Consider the following 20,559-nt stretch of genomic DNA (forward strand, 5'->3'; position numbering starts at 1 on the left):
CATGGCGAGAGGGAAACGCCCGGCAACATTCCGAACCCGGAAGCTAAGCCTCTCAGCGCCGATGGTACTGCCCTGGAGACGGGGTGGGAGAGTAGGACGCCGCCGGACAACTATTCACGAAAGGCCCCCAGCCGCCAGGCTGGGGGCCTTTCGTCGTTTCCGGAACATTCGACCTTTGCCGCTACCGGCCGCCCCAGCGCGACGGCCATGATGGCCGTGAAGGCCCCCGGTATCCGAGCGGGACAGTCGGTCATGCGTCAGCGGCGGCGGACCTCTTTGGTGGTCGCGCCGACGTTGTCGGCGAACCAGGTGTTCAGCTGCACCAATTCTCGCCAGCCGTCGCGAACGCGGTCGAGCGCCGCGGCCGTGTGCAGCCACTCCTCGGGCGTCCAGTGCCTGGTGGCGTAGAGCGACCTGTGCTTCAGCAGATCGATGCGGGCGTCGTCCGCCGAGAAGCCGGCCGGCACCCGCACGAGCCGGTCGCCCTCGATCTCCCAGCCGGCTGCGCGCAGGCGCGCCACTTCGGCCTCGAGGCGGGGTCCCTGCACGTCGTCGGCCACTGCCCGGCGGTACCGCGCGACCTGGTCGGACTCCAGCCGCCAGCACCCGCCCGAGACGGTCAGGCCGTCGGCGGAGAGCTGCACGTACCAGGAACCGGTGCCGAGGCCGGCCTTCGTGACGACGGCGCCCTGGTGCGTCTTGTACGGCGTCTTGTCGTGACTGAAGCGCACGTCCCGGTACGGGCGGAAGACCTTGGCGTCGCCGAACTCCGGCGCCACCGCTTCGACCAGAGCTGTCATGGGGGCCCGCACGTGTGCGTCGTAGTCGGCCTTGTTCGCGGCCCAGTACGTCTTGCTGTTGTCGGCCTCGAGGCCCTCGTAGAACACGAGCCCCTGATCGGGGAAACCGTCGAAGCTCATCGGGGGGAGTCCTCCTGGTCCAGTTCGGCGTGCCAGCGCAGCTCTCGGATCGGCTCGCCCCCCGTCTCCAGGGTGCGGGCCCAGCCGTCGGCTGCCCAGCCGGCTGATTCGAAGAAGCCCGCCGAGGCCTCGTCCGATTCCAGCAGCCAGGTGCGCATGCGGGTGATCCCGTCGGTGGCCGCGAGGTCGGTGGCCGCAGCCAGCAGGCGGCTGCCGTGCCCCCGTCGTCCCCACCGGGGTTCCACCAGCAGCGGACCGAGTTCCGCCGCGTCCCGATCGTCGTCCGTGGGGGCCACCGCAGCGAACCCGACGACGTCGTTGCGCTCCAGGGCCACCAGCACCCGATGAGCCGGCGACGGGGGCGTGGCCACGGCCGCCTCCCACGACGCGGTCACCGCGGCGTCGTCCCATTCGTCGAGCACGGCGGCCGGCAGGACGGCGCGGTAGGCGGTCCGCCAGGTGACCGCCTGGACCCGGGCGATGGCGGCGGCGTCGCCGGGTCGGGCCGGGCGGACGGAGACGTCCGCCGACCCCGTGAGGCGGGGAAAGGGCGGGGTCGGGTTCACCCGGGCAGCGTATGTCTGCAGGTCTCCGGCGCGGAGGTCGTACCCGGCGGGCAGGATCGGGCGGCGTGACGACTGTCGAACGGCTGCCCGCCGCGCTGGCCCGCCGCATCGCGCTCGGAGCCCAGGGCTTCGCCGAGCCGAGGCCGGCGGTCCCGGTCGGCACGCGACAGCTCCGTCGGCTCACCGACCGGCTCGGGATCCTGCAGATCGACTCGGTGAACGTGCTCTCGCGCTCGCACTACCTGCCTGCCTTCAGCCGCCTGGGTCCGTATCCGCGGGAGGCGCTGGACGCCCTGTCGAACCAGCGGCACACGCTCTTCGAGTACTGGGCGCACGAGGCGTCTTTCCTGCCCGTCCGCCTGCACCCGTTCCTGCGCTGGCGCATGGCCGCTGTGCAGCAGGAGGCCTGGGGCAGCATGACCCGCGTCCAGCGCGAACGTCCCGAGTACGTCGCGGCGCTGCTCGAGCGGGTGCGGTCCGAGGGTCCGCTCAGGGCCAGTCAGCTCCAGGAGGAGCGGCCGAACCGGCCGGGCAGCATGTGGAACTGGCACGCGGGCAAGGCGGCTCTGGAGTACCTCTTCTTCACCGGCGAGCTCACCGCGTCCCGGCGCACTGCCGGCTTCGAACGCGTCTACGACCTGCCCGAGCGGGTGCTGCCGGCGGAGATCCTCGACGCGCCCACGCCGGGCCGGCCGGAGGCGGTGCGCGAGCTGGTCCGCACCGCCTCCCGTGCCCTGGGTGTGGCTACCGAGACCGATCTGCGCGACTACTTCCGGCTCGCTCCGGCCGATGCCCGCACCGCGATCGCCGAGCTGGCGGACGCCGGCGAGCTGCAGCCGGTCGAGGTGGCCGGCTGGGGACGCCCCGCGTGGCTGGACCCCGCGGCCCGCCGTCCCCGGTGGATCCGGACGCGGACGCTGCTGAGCCCGTTCGACTCCCTCGTCTGGGAGCGCCCGCGGGTGGAGCGCATCTTCTCGTTCCGCTACCGGCTGGAGATCTACACGCCGGCGGAGAAGCGGGTGCACGGCTACTACGTGCTGCCGTTCCTGCTCGACGACCGGCTCGTGGGTCGGGTGGACCTCAAGGCCGACCGCAAGGCCGGCGTGCTCCGGGTGCAGGCGGCGCACGCGGAGGAGGGCGTGGACCGGCCGGTGGTCGCCGCCGCGCTCGCCGACGAGCTCCGGCTGATGGCAGGGTGGATGGGGCTGCCGGACGTCGCCGTCGTCGAGCGGGGCGACCTGTGGCCCGAGCTCAGCCGCGCCGTGGGGGTTCCGCCGGACCCGGCGTGAGCCCGGCCAGCCGGCGCACGACGTCCAGGCCCGCGGTCTCGCCCGGCCAGTGCCGCACGAGCGCATCGTCGCCGGCGATCCGCACGACCGAGCGCAGCGTCCACGCGACGACCACGACGTCGTCGGCGTACCCGAGCACCGGGACGACGTCGGGCACCAGGTCGATCGGGGAGAGCAGATAGACCAGCAGCAGCCAGAGGCGCACGCGGAGGCCGCGGGGGAGCGTGCCGTCGGCGGCCAGCCGGCGCACCAGCCGGACGACGTCGGGCAGCAACCGCAGTGCCTCGCGGGCAGCCAGCCCGCGCGAGCGCCACAGCAGCGCGAGCATGAGCAGCCACAGCACGACGAGGCCGCCCGCGCCGGCGAGCAACGGCTGCCACCACTCCACGGTCCCAGTCTGCCGCGCCGGTCGCCGTAGGCTCGCGGCCGTGCCAGAGATCGCGCCGCTCCGGGTCCAGGTGATCGCGCAGACGCAGTTCATCCCGCCGCCCGACGTCCCGTGGGAGACCGACGCCGACGGTGGTCAGGCGCTCGCCGAGTTCGCCGGCCGGGCCTGCTACGAGACGTGGGACAAGCCGATCCCGGCGACCGCCACCAACGCCGGCTACCTGCGGCACATCCTCGAGGTGGGCCACCTCGCCGTCCTCGAGCACGGGTCGGTGACCATGTACCTGACCGGGATCTCCCGGTCACTGGCCCACGAGCTGGTGCGGCACCGGCACTTCTCCTTCAGCGAGCTCTCCCAGCGCTACGTGCCCGAGCCGCACGCCGCCGTCGTCGAGCCGGCGGTCATCGCCGAGGACCCGGAGCTGCACGAGAGGTTCCTGGCGGCGTCCGACGCTGCCTCCGCGGCCTACGCGCAGCTGCTGGACGCACTGGAGCAGCGCTTCGCCGACGTCCCGAACGCGACGCTGCGGCACAAGCAGGCCCGGCAGGCCGCGCGGGCGGTGCTCCCGAACGCCACGGAGACCCGCGTCGTCGTCACCGGCAACTACCGGGCGTGGCGGCACTTCGTCGCGATGCGGGCCAGCGAGCACGCCGACGTCGAGATCCGCGAGCTGGCCATCGCCTGCCTGCGCGAGCTCCAGCGGGTCGCCGGGAACGTGTTCGGGGACTTCCGGATCAGCACGCTGGCCGACGGGACGCAGGTGGCCGCCAGCCCCCTGGTCACCGAGGGCTGAGCGCCTCCGTCGCCCCTCTGGCCACGACAGCCGCGCGCCTCACGGAACGTCGGTGGGCGGTCGTAGGCTCGGGCCCGTGGCAGCCCCGATCGACACCCAGTACGAGGACCTCCTGCGGCGCATCCTGGAGCAGGGCTCGCCCAAGGAGGACCGGACCGGCACGGGCACGGTCAGCCTGTTCGGGGAGAAGCTCCGGTACGACCTCTCCGAGACCTTCCCGCTGGTGACGACGAAGAAGGTGCACTTCAAGTCGATCGCCGTGGAGCTGCTGTGGTTCCTCCGCGGGGACAGCAACGTGGCGTGGCTGCGGGAGAACGGCGTCACCATCTGGGACGAGTGGGCCGCCGACGACGGCGAGCTGGGTCCGGTCTACGGCGTGCAGTGGCGGTCGTGGCCCACGCCGGACGGCCAGCAGATCGACCAGATCGCCCAGCTGCTGGACACCCTGCGGTCGGACCCGAACTCCCGCCGGATGATCGTCTCGGCCTGGAACGTCGCCGCGCTGCCGGACATGGCGCTGGCGCCCTGCCACGCGTTCTTCCAGTTCTACGTCGCCGACGGCAAGCTCTCCTGCCAGCTCTACCAGCGCAGCGCGGACATGTTCCTCGGTGTGCCGTTCAACATCGCCAGCTACGCGTTGCTGACCAAGATGATCGCCGCGCAGGTCGGTCTGGAGCCCGGCGACTTCGTCTGGGTCGGCGGGGACTGCCACATCTACAGCAACCACGTCGCCCAGGTGACCGAGCAGCTCTCCCGGGAGGCGCGGCCGTTCCCGGCGCTGGAGCTGGCCCCCGCACCCTCGCTGTTCGACTACACCTACGAGCACTTCACCGTGCGCGACTACGACCCCCACCCGGCGATCCGGGCGGCCGTGGCGGTGTGAGTGCCCCGGGAAGCTCGCGAGCCGGGCGGAAAGGCGTCGCGATGATCTGGGCGCAGGCCCGGGGCGGGGTGATCGGCGCGGGCGGCGGGCTGCCGTGGCACCTGCCCGAGGACCTGAAGCTCTTCCGCACGAGAACGACCGGCTCGACCGTCGTCATGGGCCGTCGCACCTGGGAGTCGCTGCCCGAGCGGTTCCGCCCGCTGCCGGGACGGCTCAACGTGGTGCTCACCTCCGACCCGGAGTGGTCGGCCGAGGGTGCCCTGCGCGCCGCCTCGGTGGAGCAGGTGCTGGCCGAGCACGACTCGTTCTGGGTGATCGGCGGGGGAGCGGTCTACCGGGCCTTCCTGCCGCATGCGGACCGGCTGGTGGTCACCGACGTCGACGTCGACGTCGAGGGGGACACCTGGGCGCCGGACCTGGGCGCCGGGTGGGTGCGGACCTCGCGGGAGCCGGCCGAGGAGTGGTCGGTGTCGTCCTCGGAGGGGCTGCGCTTCGCCGTGTCGGAGTACGCGCGGGGATCCGTCCCCGCCGCTGGGTAGATTCACCTCATGACCACCGACCCCGCCCGTCCGTTCGGGCGCGTCCTGACGGCGATGGTCACCCCCTTCGCCGAGGACGGCTCGATCGACCTCGCCGGGGCGCAGCAGCTCGCTGCCCACCTCGTCGACCGGTGCGCCAACGACGGGCTGGTCGTCTTCGGCACGACGGGGGAGTCGCCGACGGTCAGCGACGCCGAGCAGCACGCGGTGCTCGAGGCCGTGCTGGACGCCGTCGGCGACCGGGCGACCGTCGTCGCGGGCGTCGGCACGAACGACACCGCGCACTCCGCGGACCTGGCCCGCTCCGCCGAGCGCCTCGGCGTGCACGGCCTGCTGGTCGTCACGCCGTACTACAACCGGCCGCCGCAGGCGGGGCTGCTCCGGCACTTCACGACCATCGCCGACAGCACCGGCCTGCCGGTGATGCTCTACGACATCCCGATCCGCACCGGCATGCCGATCGAGGTGGAGACCCTCGTCCGGGCTGCCGAGCACCCGCAAATCGTGGCCGTCAAGGACGCCAAAGGCGACCTCGGCGCCATCGCCTGGACCCTGGCCCGCACCGACCTCGCCTACTACAGCGGCGAGGACATGCTGAACCTGCCGATCCTGGCGCTGGGCGGCGTCGGCGTGGTCAGCGTCGTCAGCCACCTCGTCGGCCCGCGCATCGCGGAGCTGGTCGCGGCCGTCGAGGCCGGCGACCTCACCGCCGCCCGCTCGGTCAACGAGAGCCTGCTGCCGGTCTACACCGGCGTGTTCCGCACCCAGGGCGTCATCACGGTGAAGGCCGCGCTGAACGCGCTCGGCCTGCCGGCCGGACCGGTCCGGCCCCCGCTGGTGGACGCCACCCCCGAACAGCTCGCGCAGCTGCGCGACGACCTCGCCGCTGGAGGCGTAACCCTGTGAGTGGCAAGGTCACCCAACCGCACCTCGATCTCAAGGCGCCCCCGCCGCTGCCCGAGGGTGGCCTCCGGGTCATGGCCCTCGGCGGTCTCGGCGAGATCGGCCGCAACATGGCCGTCCTGGAGTTCGACGGCAAGCTGCTGATCATCGACTGCGGCGTCCTCTTCCCGGAGGCGGAACAGCCCGGCGTCGACCTGATCCTCCCCGACTTCGGGGTCATCGAGCACCGCCTCGACGACGTCGTCGCCGTCGTCCTCACCCACGGGCACGAGGACCACATCGGGGCGCTGCCCTACCTGCTGCGGTTGCGTGCCGACATCCCGCTGGTCGGCTCCCGGTTCACCCTGGCGCTGGTCTCGGCCAAGCTGCGCGAGCACCGGATCGTGCCGGAACTGGTCGAGGTCGCCGCCGGCGACGACCACCTCGCCGGCCCGTTCCACTGCGAGTTCATCGCGGTGAACCACTCGATCCCCGACGCGCTCGCCGTCGCCGTGCAGACGCCCGCCGGCGTCCTCGTGCACACCGGTGACTTCAAGATGGACCAGCTGCCGCTCGACGGCGTCCTCACCGACCTGGGCGCCTTCGCGCGGCTCGGCGTCGAGGGCATCGACCTGCTGCTGGCCGACTCGACCAACGCCGAGGTCCCCGGGTTCGTCACCCCGGAGCGGTCCATCGGTCCGGTGCTCGAGGACGTCTTCGCCCGCGCCACCCAGCGGCTGATCGTCTCCAGCTTCGCCAGCCATGTGCACCGCATCCAGCAGGTGCTGAACGCCGCCGACAAGCACGGCCGCAAGGTCGCCTTCGTGGGCCGGTCGATGGTGCGGAACATGGGCGTGGCCCGCGACCTGGGCCTGCTGCACGTGGCGCCGGGCCTCATGGTCTCCCTCGACGACGCGGCGAAGATGCCGCCGGAGCAGGTCGTGCTGGTGAGCACCGGCTCGCAGGGCGAGCCGCTGTCGGCGCTGGGTCGCATGGCCCGCGGCGACCACCACCAGGTGACCATCGAGGCCGGCGACACCGTCGTCCTCGCCTCGTCGCTGGTGCCGGGGAACGAGACGGCCGTCTACAAGGTCATCAACGGGCTGGCCCGTCGCGGTGCGACCGTGGTGCACAAGGAGACGGCGAAGGTGCACGTCTCCGGCCACGCCCCGGCCGGCGAGCTCCGCACGCTGCTGAACGTCGCCAAGCCGAAGTACCTCATGCCGGTGCACGGGGAGTGGCGGCACCTGCGGGCGCACGCCAAGCTCGCCGAGGAGACCGGCATGTCCCGCGACCGGATCCTGCTCGCCGAGGACGGCGTGGTCGTGGACCTGGTCGACGGCAAGGCCAGGATCGTCGGTTCCGTCCCGGTGGGCGACGTCTACGTCGACGGGCTCAACGTCGGAGACGTGGGCGAGGAGTCGCTGCAGGCCCGCCGCATCCTCGGCGACGAGGGCTTCGTGGCGTTGACAGTGGTGATCGAGCCCTCGACGAAGACCATCGTGCGGCCGGTGCACCTGTCGACCCGCGGCTTCTCGGACGACCCGTCGGCGTTCGACGAGGTGCTCGCGCTGGTCGAGGACAACCTCAAGCGCGCGCTCACCGACGACGACGCGGACGCCCACCGGCTCTCCCAGATCATCCGCCGCACGGTGGGCAAGTGGGTGTCGGACAAGCACCGCCGTCGCCCGATGATCATCCCGACGGTTCTCGAGGTCTGAACCGCGGGCGGCCCCTCCGGCCACATCGCTGCCGTCGCATCGGGGCGGCGGGTCAGGGCAGCCGCTCGGCGGTCACGACCAGGTTGTCGGTGTAGCTGCGGGCGTCGCCGTGCCATGGGCCCCCTCGCGCACGCGTCCTGCACTGCGTACGGCGCCCGGACCCCGACGGTTTCCGGCCGGGACATCCTTCGGCTACCCGCGGACCACCGGGATCGGCTCGATGCCCTCGGCGGCGGGGAGGTCGAAGCCCCAGACCTGGGCGTAGAAGGACAGCTCGCCGTCGAGAGCCGCCCGGATGTTCGCCGCCTGGCGGAAGCCGTGCTGCTCACCGGGGAACAGCAGGTAGGCGTGCGGCACGCCCTTCGCGCGGAGCGCGGAGACGATCGCCTCCGCCTGAGAGGGCGGGACGACGGCGTCCTCCCCGCCTTGGAACACCGCCAGCGGGGTGTCCAGGGTGTCGACGTGGTTGATGGGGGAGCGCTCGGCGTAGACGGGGTTGCCCGAGGGCCCTGCATCCGGGTCGTAGGGCGCGATCAGCCCGTCGAGGTACCGCGACTCGAACTTGTGCGTCTCCGCGGCCAGCGCGGCCAGGTCGGCGACGCCGTAGTGGCTGGCGCCGGCGGTGAAGACCCCCGGGCGCATCGAGAGCGCGGCCAGGACGGTGTAGCCGCCCGCCGAGCCGCCGCGGATCGCCATGCGGGCGGGGTCGACCCGACCCGCGTCGGCGAGGTGCTGCGCGCAGGCGACGACGTCGTCCAGGTCGACGACGCCCCACCGGCCCTGCAGCGCGTCGCGGTAGCGGCGGCCGTAGTCGGTCGAGCCGCGGTAGTCGACGTGGGCGACGCAGAACCCGCGCGAGGTGAAGTACTGGATCTCCAGGCTGAGCACGCGATCGTGGCTGGAGGTCGGCCCGCCGTGCACCATCACGACCAGCGGCGGCAGTCCGTCCGTCGCGGTCACGTCCGGATTGGTCGGCGGGTAGACGACCGCGTGCGCGACCTCGATGCCCGTGCCGTCGTCCGGGGCCGGGAAGGTGAGGAACTCCGGGGGCGAGAACCAGGCCGGGTCCAGCCCGAGGTCGCGGGCCGGACGGAGCACCTCCGCGTCGCCGCTGTCGACGTCGACCGCCAGCACCACCCGCTCCGCCGCGGGGCCACCGGCCGCGCAGACGATCCGGCCGCCCTGCGCGCGGAGGGAGGTGAAGGAGGCGTAGGGCAGGTCGAACTCGCGCAGGTCGCCGCCCGGGGAGAGGACGGCGAGCCGGTCGGCGCCGTCGCGCCCGTACGCCAGTGCGATGCGGCCGTCGTCGAGCAGCGCGAACCGGCTGGCTCCGAACTGCCACTGCGGGCGGGCGATGTCGCTGCCCACGTCGAGGACCAGCTCCGTGTCGCCGCCGGGCGCCTTTCGGTACAGCGACCAGACGTCGGTGCGGTCGCAGAGGAACCACAGCGTGCCGTCGGGTGCCCAGGTGGGCTGCACGACGGACTCGCCCGGGCCGCCGGCGACCACCGTCTCGATGCCGTCCGGGGTCCGGACGACGAGCTGCGCGGCATCCCAGGGCATGTGCGGGTGGTTCCACTGCAGCCAGGCGAGCGTGGCGCCGTCGGGTGCCAGCGCCGGGTCGGAGACGAAGTCGGGGCCGCTCACGATCGCCACCTCCTCGCCGTCCGTGCCGATCCACACCAGCTCGTTCACCACGTCGGCGGCGGCGCCGGAGGCCGGATGCGTCTCCCGCACGGCCAGCAGCCCGTCCGCGGTTCCCCGCAGGTCGGCGTGCCGCACGCCGGACGGCACCGCAGGCTCGCCCGTCACAGCGGCCGGACCTGCGCCTTGGTCGATCCGGTACAGCGACTGGTCCGAGAAATTCGTGAACCAGACCGCGCCCTCGGCAACGGTCCAGGCGCCGCCGCCGTACTCGTGCACCCGGGTGCGGGCGTTCCACGGCGCGGGCAGGACGTCGGTGACGGTGCCGTCGGGGGAGCGGCGCACCAGTACCGAGCGGCCGCCCTCGTCCGGCCGCGACTCCGACCACCAGACGTCGGCGCCGTCGACCACGACCTCCTCGAGCCGTGCGGCGGTGCGGATGACGAGCTCGGAGGTGATCGGGGTGGGCCAGCTGCCGGGGCTGCTCATGGGTGTGACGTTATGGGAGAGAGGGGACACGAGGCCCGGCCTGCCCGATCCCGGCCCCCAGCGGGCTTACCGTCGACACATGCCTGCCCGCACCACGTCGACGCGTCGGCCGGCCGCCACTCGCAGCCGGTCCGGATCGACGGCGGCGAGCAAGAAGCGGCCTGCCGCCAAGCGCGCGCCCAACCGCCGTCCGGCGGCCAAGAAGAACCAGCAGTCGGGTCCCGGCTTCTGGCGGATCGCCAGCGGCGGGTGGAACCTGCTCGCCCGTGGCGCCGGGGGCCTCGCCCGGTCGGTCGCCCGGCCGGAGGAGGCCGAGCCGCTCGCACCCGAGCACCGCCGCGACGGCGTCGGGCTCGCGGTGCTGGGCCTGGCGATCGTGCTGGGCGCCGCCGCGTGGAGCAACGGCATCGGCCCGGTCGGCGCCGCGCTGACCGATGCGGTGCGCTGGGTCATCGGCTCGCTGGTCATGGTGCTGCCGGTCGTCCTCTTCTTCGCCGCGCTCCGGCTGCTGCGCCGCGGCCCCCGGCCCGAGGCCCGCGGCCGGCTGGCGATCGGCTGGCTCTGCATGCTGGCCTCGGTCCTCGGCATCGCGCAGGTGCTGGGCACCCCCGCCGACCCGCAGGGTGGCCGGCACGGCTCCGGCGGGCTCATCGGCTGGGCCGTGGGCACCCCGCTGGTGGCCGGGCTGGGGCCCATCGTCAGCGTCGCCCTGCTGTTCCTCCTCGCCTTCTTCGGGCTGCTCGTCATCACCGCGACGCCGGTGCACCAGATCCCCGAGCGGCTGCGCGAGGCCACCGACCGGCTGCTGGGCCGCGAGGACTACGACGAGGACTACGACGAGTACGACGACGACGAGGAGGAGGAGCCGGCGCCCAAGGGTCGCCGTCGCCGCTCGTTGTCGGAGGACCTGCTCACCACCGGCCCGATCGACCACGGCGCCTACGCCGAGGCGCCGGAGGCCACCCGCACCACCGACCCCGAGCACACGGTCCTCGCGGCCCCGCCGCCGGTTCCGGCAGCCCGCCCGCCGATCGTGGACCGCACCTCCCCGCCCGAGGAACTGCCGCCGATCACCGAGCCGGAGCAGCTCTCCATCCAGCCGGTCGAGGGCGACTACGTCCTTCCTGCGCTGTCGATGCTGCGGCCCGGTGACCCGCCGCGCGCCCGGTCGAAGGCCAACGACGTCGCCATCGAGGCGATCAGCGGCGTCCTCGACCAGTTCAACATCGACGCCGCCGTCACCGGCTTCACCCGTGGGCCGACGGTCACCCGCTACGAGGTCGAGCTCGGCCAGGGCGTGAAGGTCGAGAAGATCACCGCGCTCACCCGCAACATGGCCTACGCGGTGGCCAACGACAACATCCGCATCCTGGCCCCGATCCCCGGCAAGTCCGCGGTCGGCATCGAGGTGCCCAACACCGACCGCGAGAAGGTCAGCCTGGGCGACGTCCTGCGCTCGCAGGCCGCGAAGCAGGATCCGCACCCGATGCTGGTCGGCCTCGGCAAGGACATCGAAGGCGGCTTCGTCTGCGCCAACCTGGCGAAGATGCCGCACCTCCTGGTCGCCGGTGCCACCGGTGCCGGTAAGTCCAGCTGCGTCAACTCGATCCTGACCTCGCTGCTGCTGCGGGCGACGCCGGATCAGCTGCGGATGATCCTGGTCGACCCGAAGATGGTCGAGCTCACGCCCTACGACGGCATCCCGCACCTGATCACGCCGATCATCACCGACCCCAAGAAGGCCGCCACCGCGCTGGCCTGGCTGGTCGAGGAGATGGAGCAGCGCTACCAGGACATGAAGTCCACCGGGGTGCGGCACATCGACGACTTCAACCGCAAGGTGGACAAGGGCGAGATCACCGTTCCGCCCGGCAGCGAGCGGGTCTACCGCCGCTATCCCTACATCCTCGCGATCGTCGACGAGCTCGCGGACCTGATGATGGTCGCCCCCCGCGACGTCGAGGAGCACATCGTCCGGATCACGCAGAAGGCGCGTGCCGCCGGCATCCACCTGATCCTCGCGACGCAGCGCCCGTCGGTCGACGTCGTCACCGGTCTGATCAAGGCCAACGTGCCCTCGCGCCTGGCCTTCTCCACCTCGAGCCTCACCGACAGCCGGGTCATCCTCGACCAGCCCGGCGCGGAGAAGCTCATCGGCATGGGTGACGCGCTCTTCATGCCCATCGGCGCCGGCAAGCCGATGCGCGTCCAGGGCGCCTTCGTCTCCGACGCCGAGATCGAGGCGGTCGTCGAGTTCAGCAAGCGCCAGGCCGAGCCGGAGTACCGCGAGGAGGTCTTCTCCGCCGGCTCCGCTGCCGGTGAGCAGAAGGAGATCGACGAGGACATCGGTGGCGACCTCGACCTGCTGCTGCAGGCCGTGGAGCTGATCGTCACCAGCCAGTTCGGGTCGACGTCGATGCTGCAGCGCAAGCTCCGCGTCGGCTTCGCCAAGGCCGGCCGGCTCATGGACCTGATGGAGAGCCGTGGCATCGTCGGCCCCTCCGAGGGTTCCAAGGCCCGCGACGTGCTGATCAAGCCCGACGAGCTGGAGTCGGTGCTCTTCACCCTGCGCGGTGGCGCTGCGTGACCGACCCCACCGGATAGCGGAACCTCCCCGGCGAGACCTGTCGGGGATCACTCCGCCGAGCGGTGGGATCGGCGACTTCGGCGACTACGATGACACGGTGACAGCCGCGCCTTCCCCTGCCCGAACCGTGGCGGTGGTGACGCTCGGATGTGCCCGCAACGAGGTCGACTCCGAGGAGCTGGCCGGTCGGCTGGCCGCCGAGGGGTACGAGCTCGTCGAGGACGCCGACGGCGCCGACGCCGTCCTGGTGAACACCTGTGGCTTCATCGAGTCGGCCAAGAAGGACTCCGTCGACGCGATCCTCGCCGCCACCGACTCCGGCGCGTCCGTCGTCGCCGTCGGGTGCATGGCCGAGCGCTACGGGTCGGAGCTGGCCGGTGCGCTGCCGGAGGCCACGGTCCTCGGCTTCGACGACTACGCCCAGATCGGTGGCCGGCTGGACGACGTCCTCTCCGGCCGCCCCCTCGTGCCGCACACCCCGCGTGACCGCCGCACCCTCCTGCCGATCAGCCCCGTCCAGCGGACGGCGGCCACCGTGGCACCGGATGCTCCTGCCATCCCCGGGCACGACTGGCTGCGCCGCAAGCGCCTGGCCTCCGGGCCCATCGCCGCGGTGAAGCTGGCGTCGGGCTGCGACCGCCGCTGCGCCTTCTGCGCCATCCCGACGTTCCGCGGCGCGTTCGTCTCCCGCCCCCCGGCCGAGGTGCTCGGCGAGGCACAGTGGCTGGCCTCCCAGGGCGTCACCGAGCTCGTGCTGGTCAGCGAGAACTCCACGTCCTACGGCAAGGACCTCGGCGACCTGCGGTCGCTGGAGAAGCTGCTGCCGGAGCTGGCGGCGGTCGAGGGCATCGTGCGGGTCCGGGTGGCCTACCTGCAGCCGGCCGAGCTGCGTCCCGGCCTGCTCGACCTCATCGCGGGCACGCCCGGGATCGCCCCTTACTTCGACCTCTCCTTCCAGCACTCCTCGCCGACCCTGCTGCGCAAGATGCGGCGCTTCGGCGGCACGGAGGACTTCCTGCGGACGATCGAGCGGGCCCGTAGCCTGGCCCCGGGCGCGGGCTTCCGCACCAACGTCATCCTCGGGTTCCCGGGGGAGACGGAGGAGGACGTCGCCGAGCTCGAGCGCTTCCTCACCGAGGGCCGCCTGGACGCGGTCGGTGTCTTCGGCTACTCCGACGAGGAGGGCACCGAGGCCATGCGGCTGCCCGGCAAGCTCGACCAGCCCGAGATCGACGCCCGCGTCCGGCGGATCACCGACCTGGTCGAGGAGCTCACCGCCCAGCGCGCGGAGGACCGCATCGGCGAGCGGGTCGAGGTGCTGCTCACCGAGGACCTCGGGAACTCCGACGGTCCGGGCACCTGGCTCGGTCACGCCGCGCACCAGGACCCCGACGCCGACGGGACCACCACGGTCACCGGCGTGCCCGAGAGCGCGGTCGCCGGCCAGCTGGTCGCGGCCGAGGTCGTCGACACCGAGGGGATCGACCTGGTCGCGCGGGTGCTCGTGCCGGCCGTGACCCCGGCCGGGCGGTGAGGCCGATGACCGACGTCGCCCCTGACCCGGCCGCGACACCGCCGCAGTCGGCGAAGCTGGTCAACCTGCCCAACTCGCTCACCATGCTGCGGCTGCTCGTGGTCCCGGTGTTCGCCGTCCTGCTGCTGCAGGACGACGGGCTGGACGACGCCGACCGGTACTGGGCGACGCTGGTCTTCGGACTGGCCATCATCACCGATCGCTACGACGGGATGATCGCGCGGCGGACCGGTCAGGTGACGGAGTTCGGCAAGCTCGCCGACCCGATCGCGGACAAGGCGCTCACCGGTACCGCGCTCATCGGGCTCTCGGTCCTGGGCCTGCTGCCCTGGTGGGTGACGCTGGTGATCCTGGTCCGCGAGGTCGGGGTCACGCTGCTGCGCTTCTGGGTCATCCGGCACGGCGTCATCGCCGCCAGCCGCGGGGGCAAGGCGAAGACGGTCGTCCAGTCGCTGGCCATCGCCCTCTACATCCTGCCGCTGACCGGCCTGCTGGCGACCGCGCGCTGGTGGGTGATGGCGGCGGCGGTGCTGCTGACAGTGCTCAGCGGCCTGGACTACGTGTACCGCGCGATCACCCTGCGGCAGACCAGCGCCCGCGCCATGCGTGCGGCCACCGCCCGCCGGGCCGCCGGTCCGAGCGCCGGCACCAGGACCGACACCGCCGCCTGATGGCCACGCCGGCCGCCGAGGTGCACCGCGCGCTGCTCGCCCGGGGCGAGACGGTGGCGGCCGCCGAGTCGCTGACCGCCGGCCTCTTCTGCGCGACCCTGGCCTCGGTGCCCGGCGCGAGCGCCACGCTGCGCGGCGGCGCCGTCGTCTACGCGACCGACCTCAAGGCCACCCTGGCCGGCGTTCCCGAGGATCTGCTGGCCGCGCACGGCCCGGTGAGCCCGGAGACCGCGGCGGCGCTCGCGGAAGGCATCCGGGTGCGGTGCGGCGCCACCTGGGGCGTCGGGCTGACCGGGGTGGCCGGTCCGGACCCCGTGGACGGGCACGGTCCTGGGCGGGTCTACCTCGGGCTGAGCGACGGCGGGCGCACCGACGTGGTCGAGCTGCAGCTCCCCGGAGACCGGCAGGCGGTGCGCGACGGCGCCGTCACCTCGGCGTTCCAGGCGCTCCTCGACCGGCTCGGCTGAGCCGTCGCCCGGGAAGGCGACCGGGTGCGCAGGCGTTACGCCATCAGCGGACTCGGGCCCGTCGGCGGGCTCTCGGCGCGCAGGCCGCGTACCGTGAGCGCACGGTGCCTCACGGCACCGCCGCTTCCCCGCAAGGCAGGACAGGAGACGGCCATGACGCTGCTGCGCACCCAGCTCGGGAGCACCCTGCGCGGCCACCGGCTGCGTCAGCACCGCACTCTGCGTGACGTCTCCGGCGCCGCACGGGTGAGCCTCGGATACCTCTCCGAGGTCGAGCGCGGCCAGAAGGAAGCCTCTTCGGAGCTCCTGGCCTCGATCTGCGACGCCCTCGAGGTCGAGCTCGCCGACCTCCTCGCCGAGGTCAGCCTCGAGTTGCGGGTCGCCGCGGCCGGCGCCGACGTGCGGCCGCTGGCCTCCAGCGGTGCGGCCGGCGCGGAGAGCGCCCCGGCTGCCGAGCAGGCCGCCCCTGCCGCCGAGCCGGCCCTCGCGCTGGTCGGCGCCGGCGCCCAGGGCCGGACGGCCCGCCGCCGCGGCGACGCGGTGTCGCTCGCCGCCTGACCCGGTCCGCGGTGCGTCGGTCCGCGTCGTGAACCGCACCCGGGCCGGGCTGCTCGACGGCGCGGCCCGGGCTTTCGCGGAGCACGGGGTCCGGCGCAGCACCATGCAGTCGGTCGCGGCGTCGGCCGGCGTCGCCAAGGGCACGCTCTACAACTACTTCCGCACCAAGGACGACGTCGTCCGGGCGCTGCTCTCGGCCGAGTTCGACCGGCTGACCGCTGCTGCCGGCGGTCTGCCGCTGGACGCGGCGCTGACGGCGCTTGCCGACGAACTGGGCACGCATCCGGTCCTGCGCCGGCTCGCCGCGACCGAGCCCGAGCACCTGACCGCGCTCCTCCTGGCGGACTCGGAACGGTGGGCGGAGCTCACCGGGTGGCTGGCAGCCGTGCTGGCGGTGGACGCCGACGGCGCCGAGCTCGCCGGGCGCTGGCTGCTCGGGGTGGTGCTGCAGCCGGGCCTCACCACGCAGCGGCGCCGGCAGGCTGCGGTGCTGGCCGGGGTGCTGCGGCCGGCGGAGCTCAGGCCAGGGGCAGACCGCGGGTGAGGACGACGCGGTCCTGCCCGGGCCCCGCGTGGCCCGGGGAGGCAGCGGGATGCGCACCGAACCTGGCGGCCAGCGCTCGTGCGGCGGCGTCGTCGGGCAGCGCGACGGCCTGCACCACCCGCGCCCCGACTCCCGCCGCCAGACCGGCGAACCGCTCCACGAGCCGCGTCGCGAGGCCCTGCCCGCGCCAGGCGGGGGAGACGGCGACGGCGTGCACCACCGCGAGCCGGTCCGCGCTGACGACGCCCAGCAGGTAGCCCGTGTCCTCGCCGTCCGGTGTCAGCGCCACGGCCCCGAATCCGCCCAGCTGGTGGAAGAACACCGGGTCGTGCAGCGCCCGCACGGCGTCGTCGGCCAGGACGGACCCGGACCAGAACTCCTGCCGGCGTTCCAGCAGCCGGCCCAGCAGGGCACCGGCCGAGAGCTCCTCGAAACCGACCAGCCGCAAGGCGTCGCTCACCGCGCCGCGTCCAGCTCGGCGCGGGTCGGCGGGTCGGCCCCCACCCGGGTGCAGTTGAGGGCCGCGACCAGCGCCGCGTCGTCCACGAGGGCCAGCAGCTGCTCGTCCGACGCCGCCTCCAGCGCCGCGCGGCCGGTGATCCCGGCAGCGAGCAGGCCGGTGAGCAGGCCGGCGGCGAGCGAGTCGCCGGCGCCCACCGTGTCGACGACGTCGACGCGGGGGATCTCCCGGCGCAGCACCGGGCCGCCCGGGCGGGCGATCCGCAGGGGCGCGCCTCCGTCGGTGAGCACCACCAGAGCGGGTCCCCGCGTGGCCCACCGCCGGGCCGCCTCGTCGAGGTCGCCGGCGTCGGGCTCCAGCCAGGCGAGGTCCTCCGCGCTGACCTTGACGAGGTCCGCCCGGGCGATGAGGGCGTCGAGGCGGCGGGTGACGGCGGCGCGGTCGTTGCCCAGCGTGGCGCCCACCGGCCCGTCGGCCAGCATCGGCCGAAGATTGGGGTCGACGCTGATCAGCGCGTCGCCGGAGAGCCGGTCGACCAGGGCGGCGATGGCGGTGCTGCCGGGCTCGGTCCAGCTGGAGATCGAGCCGACGTGCAGCGCGCCGACGTCGGCCGGCAGCACCCGGACCAGTTCCTGGTCGGTCCACTGCCAGTCGGCGGCGCCCAGGACGTGGAAGCCGTAGTCGGGGGAGCCGTCCGGGCCGACGCCGACGACGGCGAGGCTGACCGGCTCGGCGGCGTCGACGAAGCCCGCCGTGTCCACGCCGGAGAGCTCGGCGTGCCGGCGCAGGGCGGCTGCGAGCGGGCCGGTGCCGAGCCGGGCGAGCAGTCGCACCGGCGCGCCCAGCCGACCGGCGGCCACGGCGACGTTCAGGGCGTTCCCGCCGGGCCGGGCGACGTACTGGGGCGCGGTCCCCTCGGGTCCGGCACCCGCCTCGGGAACGGGGAGCAGGTCGACGACGAGCTCCCCGAGGACGCACAGGAGGGGACCGGCGGGCTGCACGCCGAGAACCCTAACCGCGCGGGATCGGTGCTCGCGTTGGCTGCCGACCGTGATCACCTGGGACGATGGCGGATGACGCGCATCGCCGGGCCGGCCACCGTGCCGGAGCAGGAGGACCCATCCCCATGCCCAACCCGTTCGTAAAGCTCTGGAAGTACCTCACGGCATCGGCCAACGCCCAGATCGACCAGCGGGCCGACCCCAAGATCCAGATCCAGCAGGCCATCGAGGCCGAGCAGCAGCGGCACCAGTCGCTGGCCAATCAGGCGGCGGCCGTGCTGGGCAACCAGCGCCAGCTGGAGATGCGGCTGAACCGCAACCTCGGCGAGGTCGAGAAGCTGCAGGCCTCGGCCCGTCAGGCGCTCGTGCTGGCCGACCAGACCCGGGCCAAGGGCGACGCCGCCAAGGCCGGCGAGTACGAGCAGGCCGCGCAGGCGTTCGCCACGCAGCTGGTCGCCGCCGAGCAGGCGATGGAGGACCTCAAGCGCAGCCACGACGAGGCCTTGCAGGCCGCCGAGCAGGCGCGTGGCGCGGTGGAGCAGTCGCGCATGCGGCTGCAGACGACGCTGGCCGAGCGGACGAAGCTCATGAGCCAGCTCGAGCAGGCCAAGATGCAGGAGCACGTCGCCGACTCGCTGCGGCAGGTCAACGAGCTCTCGGCGCCGGGCAACACGCCGTCGCTGGGCGAGGTGCGGGACAAGATCGAGGCCCGCTACGCCAACGCCCTCGGCCAGGCCGAGCTCGCCCAGACCTCGGTCGAGGGCCGGATGCTCGAGGTGCAGAAGGCGACGCTCGACGTCGCCGGGGCCTCGCGGCTGGACCAGATCCGCGCCTCGATGGGCGGCGGGACGCCGGCGGTGGAGGGCACCTCGGCCGCCGGGGCGATCGAGCAGGGGACGCCCGCCGCCGACCCGCTCGCGAAGCCCCAGGCCCAGTCGCTGGAGAAGCCCGACCCGGCCTGAGCACGCGCCCGTCCCGGGCACTCCTGATCCGTCTCGCGGCGGCCTCCGATCGTCCGGAGGCCGCCGCGAGTCCGTTCCGGAGGGGTCAGCCCGGCGTGGCCAGCGGCCTGGGATGGCCCGGCTCGCCGGTGCGGGCGAGCGGGTCGATGGGGGAGCGGGCGGCCTGGCAGCGCGGGCACCAGTAGGTGACCCGCTCCTGCAGCTCGGGGCCCTGGTCGCCCAGAAGGATCGGCGTCCGGCACCGCCGGCAGGGCTTGCCCTTGCGGCCGTAGACCCAGTGGTCGTAGCCCTTGCGCAGGTCCCCGGTGGTGCTCTGCTCGGGGCGGTCGCGGTTGGCAAGCATCAGGGTGCGTGCGCGGGTCACGAGAGGCTCGAGGCGGTCGTCGACGTCGCCCACCCGGGCCCAGGGGTGCAGGCCGGTGAGGAACAGCGCCTCGACCTTGTAGAGGTTGCCGGGACCGCACAGGTTGCGCTGGTCCAGGACCGCCACCCCCACCTGCTCGTCGGGGCCGGCCCGCAGCCGGCGGAGCGCCTCGTCGAGGTCCCAGTCGGGGCCGAGGACGTCGGGGCCGAGATGTCCGACGAGCTGGTCCTCGTCCTCGGTGGCGACGATCGCGACGTCGTGCAGCCGGTAGCCGACGCACTCCCACTCGTCGGTGGACAGGACGACGCGGACGTCGTAGCCCGGACCGCCCCGCCAGCGGGTTCCCGGCCGGTAGATGTGCCAGCTGCCGTCCATCCGGTAGTGCGTCCGGAGGGTGCGGTCGTCGGCCAGCCGGATCAGCATGTGCTTGCCGCGGGGGACGACCTCCCGGACGGTGGCGCCGGTGAGGTCCAGTGCCGCCAGCTGCGGCAGGCGGAACTCGCCCCGGCGCAGGGTGGCGCCGGCGAGCGCCTGGTTCATGCGCTTGGCGGCGAGCCAGACGGTGTCTCCTTCGGGCACGGGCCCATGATCCCCTCCGCCGGGCAGGGTGCGCTCGCTCTGGGGTGGCGCTCGCGCTCTGCGGGCGCTGCAGGACCCGGATCACGCGAGGACCGCTCGCAGAGCGGGGCCGGCCCACGACGGGCTCGGAACCCGACCACGACCTGCGCATGTGACACGTCAACCTCGCCGGTCCGGCCTCGACTTGACGTGTCAATTGCTTCGCTGGAGCATCGTGCGGTGCCGCAGGGAGCCCGATGGCTGGACGACGACGAGCAGGCAGCCTGGCAGACGTATCGGCGGATGGCCCGCCAGGTGGAGGCATCCCTCGCCCGCGCACTGGTGCGGGATGCCGGCCTGTCGATGCAGGACTACGACGTGCTGTCGAGCCTCACCGACAGCGCGCCCACTGACGTAGCGCTCACCGGTACCGCGGAGCACCGGGTCTGCCTCAAGGACCTCGCGGCCGACCTGACCTGGTCGCCGTCCCGGCTCTCTCACCATCTGGACCGCATGCAGGCGCGGGGGCTGGTCCGGCGGGTCGTGTGTCGCGAGGGCCGCGGCACCGACGTCGAGGCGACCGAGCAGGGGCTGGCCGCCGTCGCGGAGGCCGCGCCCGGCCACGTCGCCGCTGTGCGGGCGGTCTTCGTCGACGTGATCTCGCGCAAGGACCTGGCCACGCTCGGCCGGATCGGCGACGCGGTGCTGGAGAACCTGGCCGAGACCGAGGGCTGACGAG

At 73.4% G+C, this 20,559-nt stretch carries 21 protein-coding genes and 1 rRNA gene; 15 read left to right on the forward strand and 7 right to left on the reverse strand.

The genetic code is table 11. The features are described 5' to 3' along the window. Positions 1-108, forward strand: a 5S ribosomal RNA gene (gene rrf, locus LBW97_RS16870); the annotation flags it as partial. A gap of 149 nt (positions 109-257) precedes the next feature. Here the strand turns inward: rrf and LBW97_RS16875 are convergent. Beyond that, on the reverse strand, positions 258-920 hold the full coding sequence (locus tag LBW97_RS16875) for a DUF2461 domain-containing protein (RefSeq protein WP_224500520.1): 663 nt from the start codon (positions 918-920) through the stop codon (positions 258-260). After that, positions 917-1,486: a GNAT family N-acetyltransferase gene (locus LBW97_RS16880; protein WP_224500521.1), complete on the reverse strand. Its 570-nt coding sequence runs from the start codon at positions 1,484-1,486 to the stop codon at positions 917-919. The genes LBW97_RS16875 and LBW97_RS16880 overlap by 4 nt, the downstream gene beginning before the upstream one ends. Before the next feature lie 65 nt (positions 1,487-1,551). Between LBW97_RS16880 and LBW97_RS16885 the strand changes: the two genes are divergently transcribed. After that, positions 1,552-2,775: a winged helix-turn-helix domain-containing protein gene (locus LBW97_RS16885; protein WP_224500522.1), complete on the forward strand. Its 1,224-nt coding sequence runs from the start codon at positions 1,552-1,554 to the stop codon at positions 2,773-2,775. On the opposite strand, the gene LBW97_RS16890 is transcribed toward LBW97_RS16885, so the two are convergent. After that, entirely contained in the window at positions 2,738-3,163 is a 426-nt protein-coding gene (locus LBW97_RS16890; protein WP_224500523.1) for a YkvA family protein, read from the reverse strand. The genes LBW97_RS16885 and LBW97_RS16890 overlap by 38 nt on opposite strands. A gap of 40 nt (positions 3,164-3,203) precedes the next feature. Between LBW97_RS16890 and thyX the strand changes: the two genes are divergently transcribed. The 5 genes from thyX to LBW97_RS16915 all read left to right on the forward strand — a co-directional run bounded on the left by thyX (position 3,204) and on the right by LBW97_RS16915 (position 7,981). Then, positions 3,204-3,956, forward strand: a complete 753-nt coding sequence (thyX, locus tag LBW97_RS16895; RefSeq protein ID WP_224500524.1) for an FAD-dependent thymidylate synthase — start codon at positions 3,204-3,206, stop codon at positions 3,954-3,956. Between the two features lie 76 nt (positions 3,957-4,032). After that, positions 4,033-4,839 carry a thymidylate synthase gene (locus LBW97_RS16900; RefSeq protein WP_308010500.1) on the forward strand — a complete coding sequence of 269 codons (807 nt, stop codon included), beginning with the start codon at positions 4,033-4,035 and terminating at the stop codon, positions 4,837-4,839. Positions 4,840-4,880: 41 nt separating this feature from the next. After that, a complete protein-coding gene (locus tag LBW97_RS16905) occupies positions 4,881-5,378 on the forward strand; it encodes a dihydrofolate reductase (protein ID WP_224500525.1) in 498 nt (165 codons plus the stop codon). A 9-nt stretch (positions 5,379-5,387) separates the two neighbouring features. Next, positions 5,388-6,284 carry a 4-hydroxy-tetrahydrodipicolinate synthase gene (dapA, locus tag LBW97_RS16910; protein WP_224500526.1) on the forward strand — a complete coding sequence of 299 codons (897 nt, stop codon included), beginning with the start codon at positions 5,388-5,390 and terminating at the stop codon, positions 6,282-6,284. Continuing rightward, entirely contained in the window at positions 6,281-7,981 is a 1,701-nt protein-coding gene (locus tag LBW97_RS16915) for a ribonuclease J (RefSeq protein WP_308010501.1), read from the forward strand. The genes dapA and LBW97_RS16915 overlap by 4 nt, the downstream gene beginning before the upstream one ends. A 192-nt stretch (positions 7,982-8,173) precedes the next feature. Here the strand turns inward: LBW97_RS16915 and LBW97_RS16920 are convergent, their stop codons facing one another. Continuing rightward, entirely contained in the window at positions 8,174-10,114 is a 1,941-nt protein-coding gene (locus tag LBW97_RS16920) for a prolyl oligopeptidase family serine peptidase (protein WP_224500527.1), read from the reverse strand. A 79-nt stretch (positions 10,115-10,193) separates the two neighbouring features. Here LBW97_RS16920 and LBW97_RS16925 point away from each other — a divergent pair, with 79 nt between their 5' ends. The 6 genes from LBW97_RS16925 (at position 10,194) to LBW97_RS16950 (ending at position 16,475) form a co-directional block, all read left to right on the forward strand. Continuing rightward, positions 10,194-12,701 carry a DNA translocase FtsK gene (locus LBW97_RS16925; protein WP_224500528.1) on the forward strand — a complete coding sequence of 836 codons (2,508 nt, stop codon included), beginning with the start codon at positions 10,194-10,196 and terminating at the stop codon, positions 12,699-12,701. 136 nt (positions 12,702-12,837) lie between these two features. Further along, positions 12,838-14,235 (forward strand): 30S ribosomal protein S12 methylthiotransferase RimO, encoded by a 1,398-nt coding sequence (gene rimO / locus LBW97_RS16930; RefSeq protein ID WP_224500529.1) that lies wholly within the window; start codon positions 12,838-12,840, stop codon positions 14,233-14,235. A 5-nt stretch (positions 14,236-14,240) separates the two neighbouring features. Next, positions 14,241-14,906, forward strand: coding sequence for a CDP-diacylglycerol--glycerol-3-phosphate 3-phosphatidyltransferase (pgsA, locus tag LBW97_RS16935; RefSeq protein WP_224500530.1), 666 nt, complete (start codon positions 14,241-14,243; stop codon positions 14,904-14,906). After that, positions 14,906-15,373, forward strand: a complete 468-nt coding sequence (locus tag LBW97_RS16940; protein WP_224500531.1) for a CinA family protein — start codon at positions 14,906-14,908, stop codon at positions 15,371-15,373. The genes pgsA and LBW97_RS16940 overlap by 1 nt, the downstream gene beginning before the upstream one ends. Before the next feature lie 153 nt (positions 15,374-15,526). Further along, positions 15,527-15,931, forward strand: a complete 405-nt coding sequence (locus LBW97_RS16945; protein ID WP_224500532.1) for a helix-turn-helix domain-containing protein — start codon at positions 15,527-15,529, stop codon at positions 15,929-15,931. Positions 15,932-15,959: 28 nt separating this feature from the next. Continuing rightward, entirely contained in the window at positions 15,960-16,475 is a 516-nt protein-coding gene (locus LBW97_RS16950) for a TetR/AcrR family transcriptional regulator (protein ID WP_224500533.1), read from the forward strand. Here the strand turns inward: LBW97_RS16950 and LBW97_RS16955 are convergent. Next, a complete protein-coding gene (locus LBW97_RS16955) occupies positions 16,450-16,935 on the reverse strand; it encodes a GNAT family N-acetyltransferase (protein WP_224500534.1) in 486 nt (161 codons plus the stop codon). The two genes, LBW97_RS16950 and LBW97_RS16955, sit on opposite strands and share 26 nt — an antisense overlap. Further along, positions 16,932-17,936, reverse strand: coding sequence for a PfkB family carbohydrate kinase (locus tag LBW97_RS16960; protein ID WP_224500535.1), 1,005 nt, complete (start codon positions 17,934-17,936; stop codon positions 16,932-16,934). The genes LBW97_RS16955 and LBW97_RS16960 overlap by 4 nt, the downstream gene beginning before the upstream one ends. A 125-nt stretch (positions 17,937-18,061) precedes the next feature. On the opposite strand from LBW97_RS16960, the gene LBW97_RS16965 reads away from it, so the two are divergent. Next, positions 18,062-18,898 (forward strand): PspA/IM30 family protein, encoded by an 837-nt coding sequence (locus LBW97_RS16965; RefSeq protein WP_224500536.1) that lies wholly within the window; start codon positions 18,062-18,064, stop codon positions 18,896-18,898. Between the two features lie 85 nt (positions 18,899-18,983). Here the strand turns inward: LBW97_RS16965 and LBW97_RS16970 are convergent, their stop codons facing one another. Beyond that, entirely contained in the window at positions 18,984-19,841 is an 858-nt protein-coding gene (locus LBW97_RS16970; protein ID WP_224500537.1) for a DNA-formamidopyrimidine glycosylase family protein, read from the reverse strand. 219 nt (positions 19,842-20,060) lie between these two features. Here LBW97_RS16970 and LBW97_RS16975 point away from each other — a divergent pair, with 219 nt between their 5' ends. Then, complete coding sequence (locus tag LBW97_RS16975; protein ID WP_224500538.1) at positions 20,061-20,555, forward strand: MarR family winged helix-turn-helix transcriptional regulator; 495 nt, start codon at positions 20,061-20,063, stop codon at positions 20,553-20,555. The last annotated feature ends 4 nt before the right edge of the window (positions 20,556-20,559 follow it).

This window comes from Blastococcus sp. LR1 (assembly GCF_020166105.1).
GTDB lineage: Bacteria > Actinomycetota > Actinomycetes > Mycobacteriales > Geodermatophilaceae > Blastococcus.

What these genes read in the sequence shown, in the direction of transcription:
- LBW97_RS16875 (WP_224500520.1), bottom strand. Translation starts at nt 920, where the DNA reads ATGAGCTTCGACGGTTTCCCCGATCAGGGGCTCGTGTTCTACGAGGGC.
- LBW97_RS16945 (WP_224500532.1), top strand. Translation starts at nt 15,527, where the DNA reads ATGACGCTGCTGCGCACCCAGCTCGGGAGCACCCTGCGCGGCCACCGG.
- LBW97_RS16920 (WP_224500527.1), bottom strand. Translation starts at nt 10,114, where the DNA reads ATGAGCAGCCCCGGCAGCTGGCCCACCCCGATCACCTCCGAGCTCGTC.
- dapA (WP_224500526.1), top strand. Translation starts at nt 5,388, where the DNA reads ATGACCACCGACCCCGCCCGTCCGTTCGGGCGCGTCCTGACGGCGATG.
- LBW97_RS16940 (WP_224500531.1), top strand. Translation starts at nt 14,906, where the DNA reads ATGGCCACGCCGGCCGCCGAGGTGCACCGCGCGCTGCTCGCCCGGGGC.
- LBW97_RS16905 (WP_224500525.1), top strand. Translation starts at nt 4,881, where the DNA reads ATGATCTGGGCGCAGGCCCGGGGCGGGGTGATCGGCGCGGGCGGCGGG.
- LBW97_RS16965 (WP_224500536.1), top strand. Translation starts at nt 18,062, where the DNA reads ATGCCCAACCCGTTCGTAAAGCTCTGGAAGTACCTCACGGCATCGGCC.
- LBW97_RS16925 (WP_224500528.1), top strand. Translation starts at nt 10,194, where the DNA reads ATGCCTGCCCGCACCACGTCGACGCGTCGGCCGGCCGCCACTCGCAGC.
- pgsA (WP_224500530.1), top strand. Translation starts at nt 14,241, where the DNA reads ATGACCGACGTCGCCCCTGACCCGGCCGCGACACCGCCGCAGTCGGCG.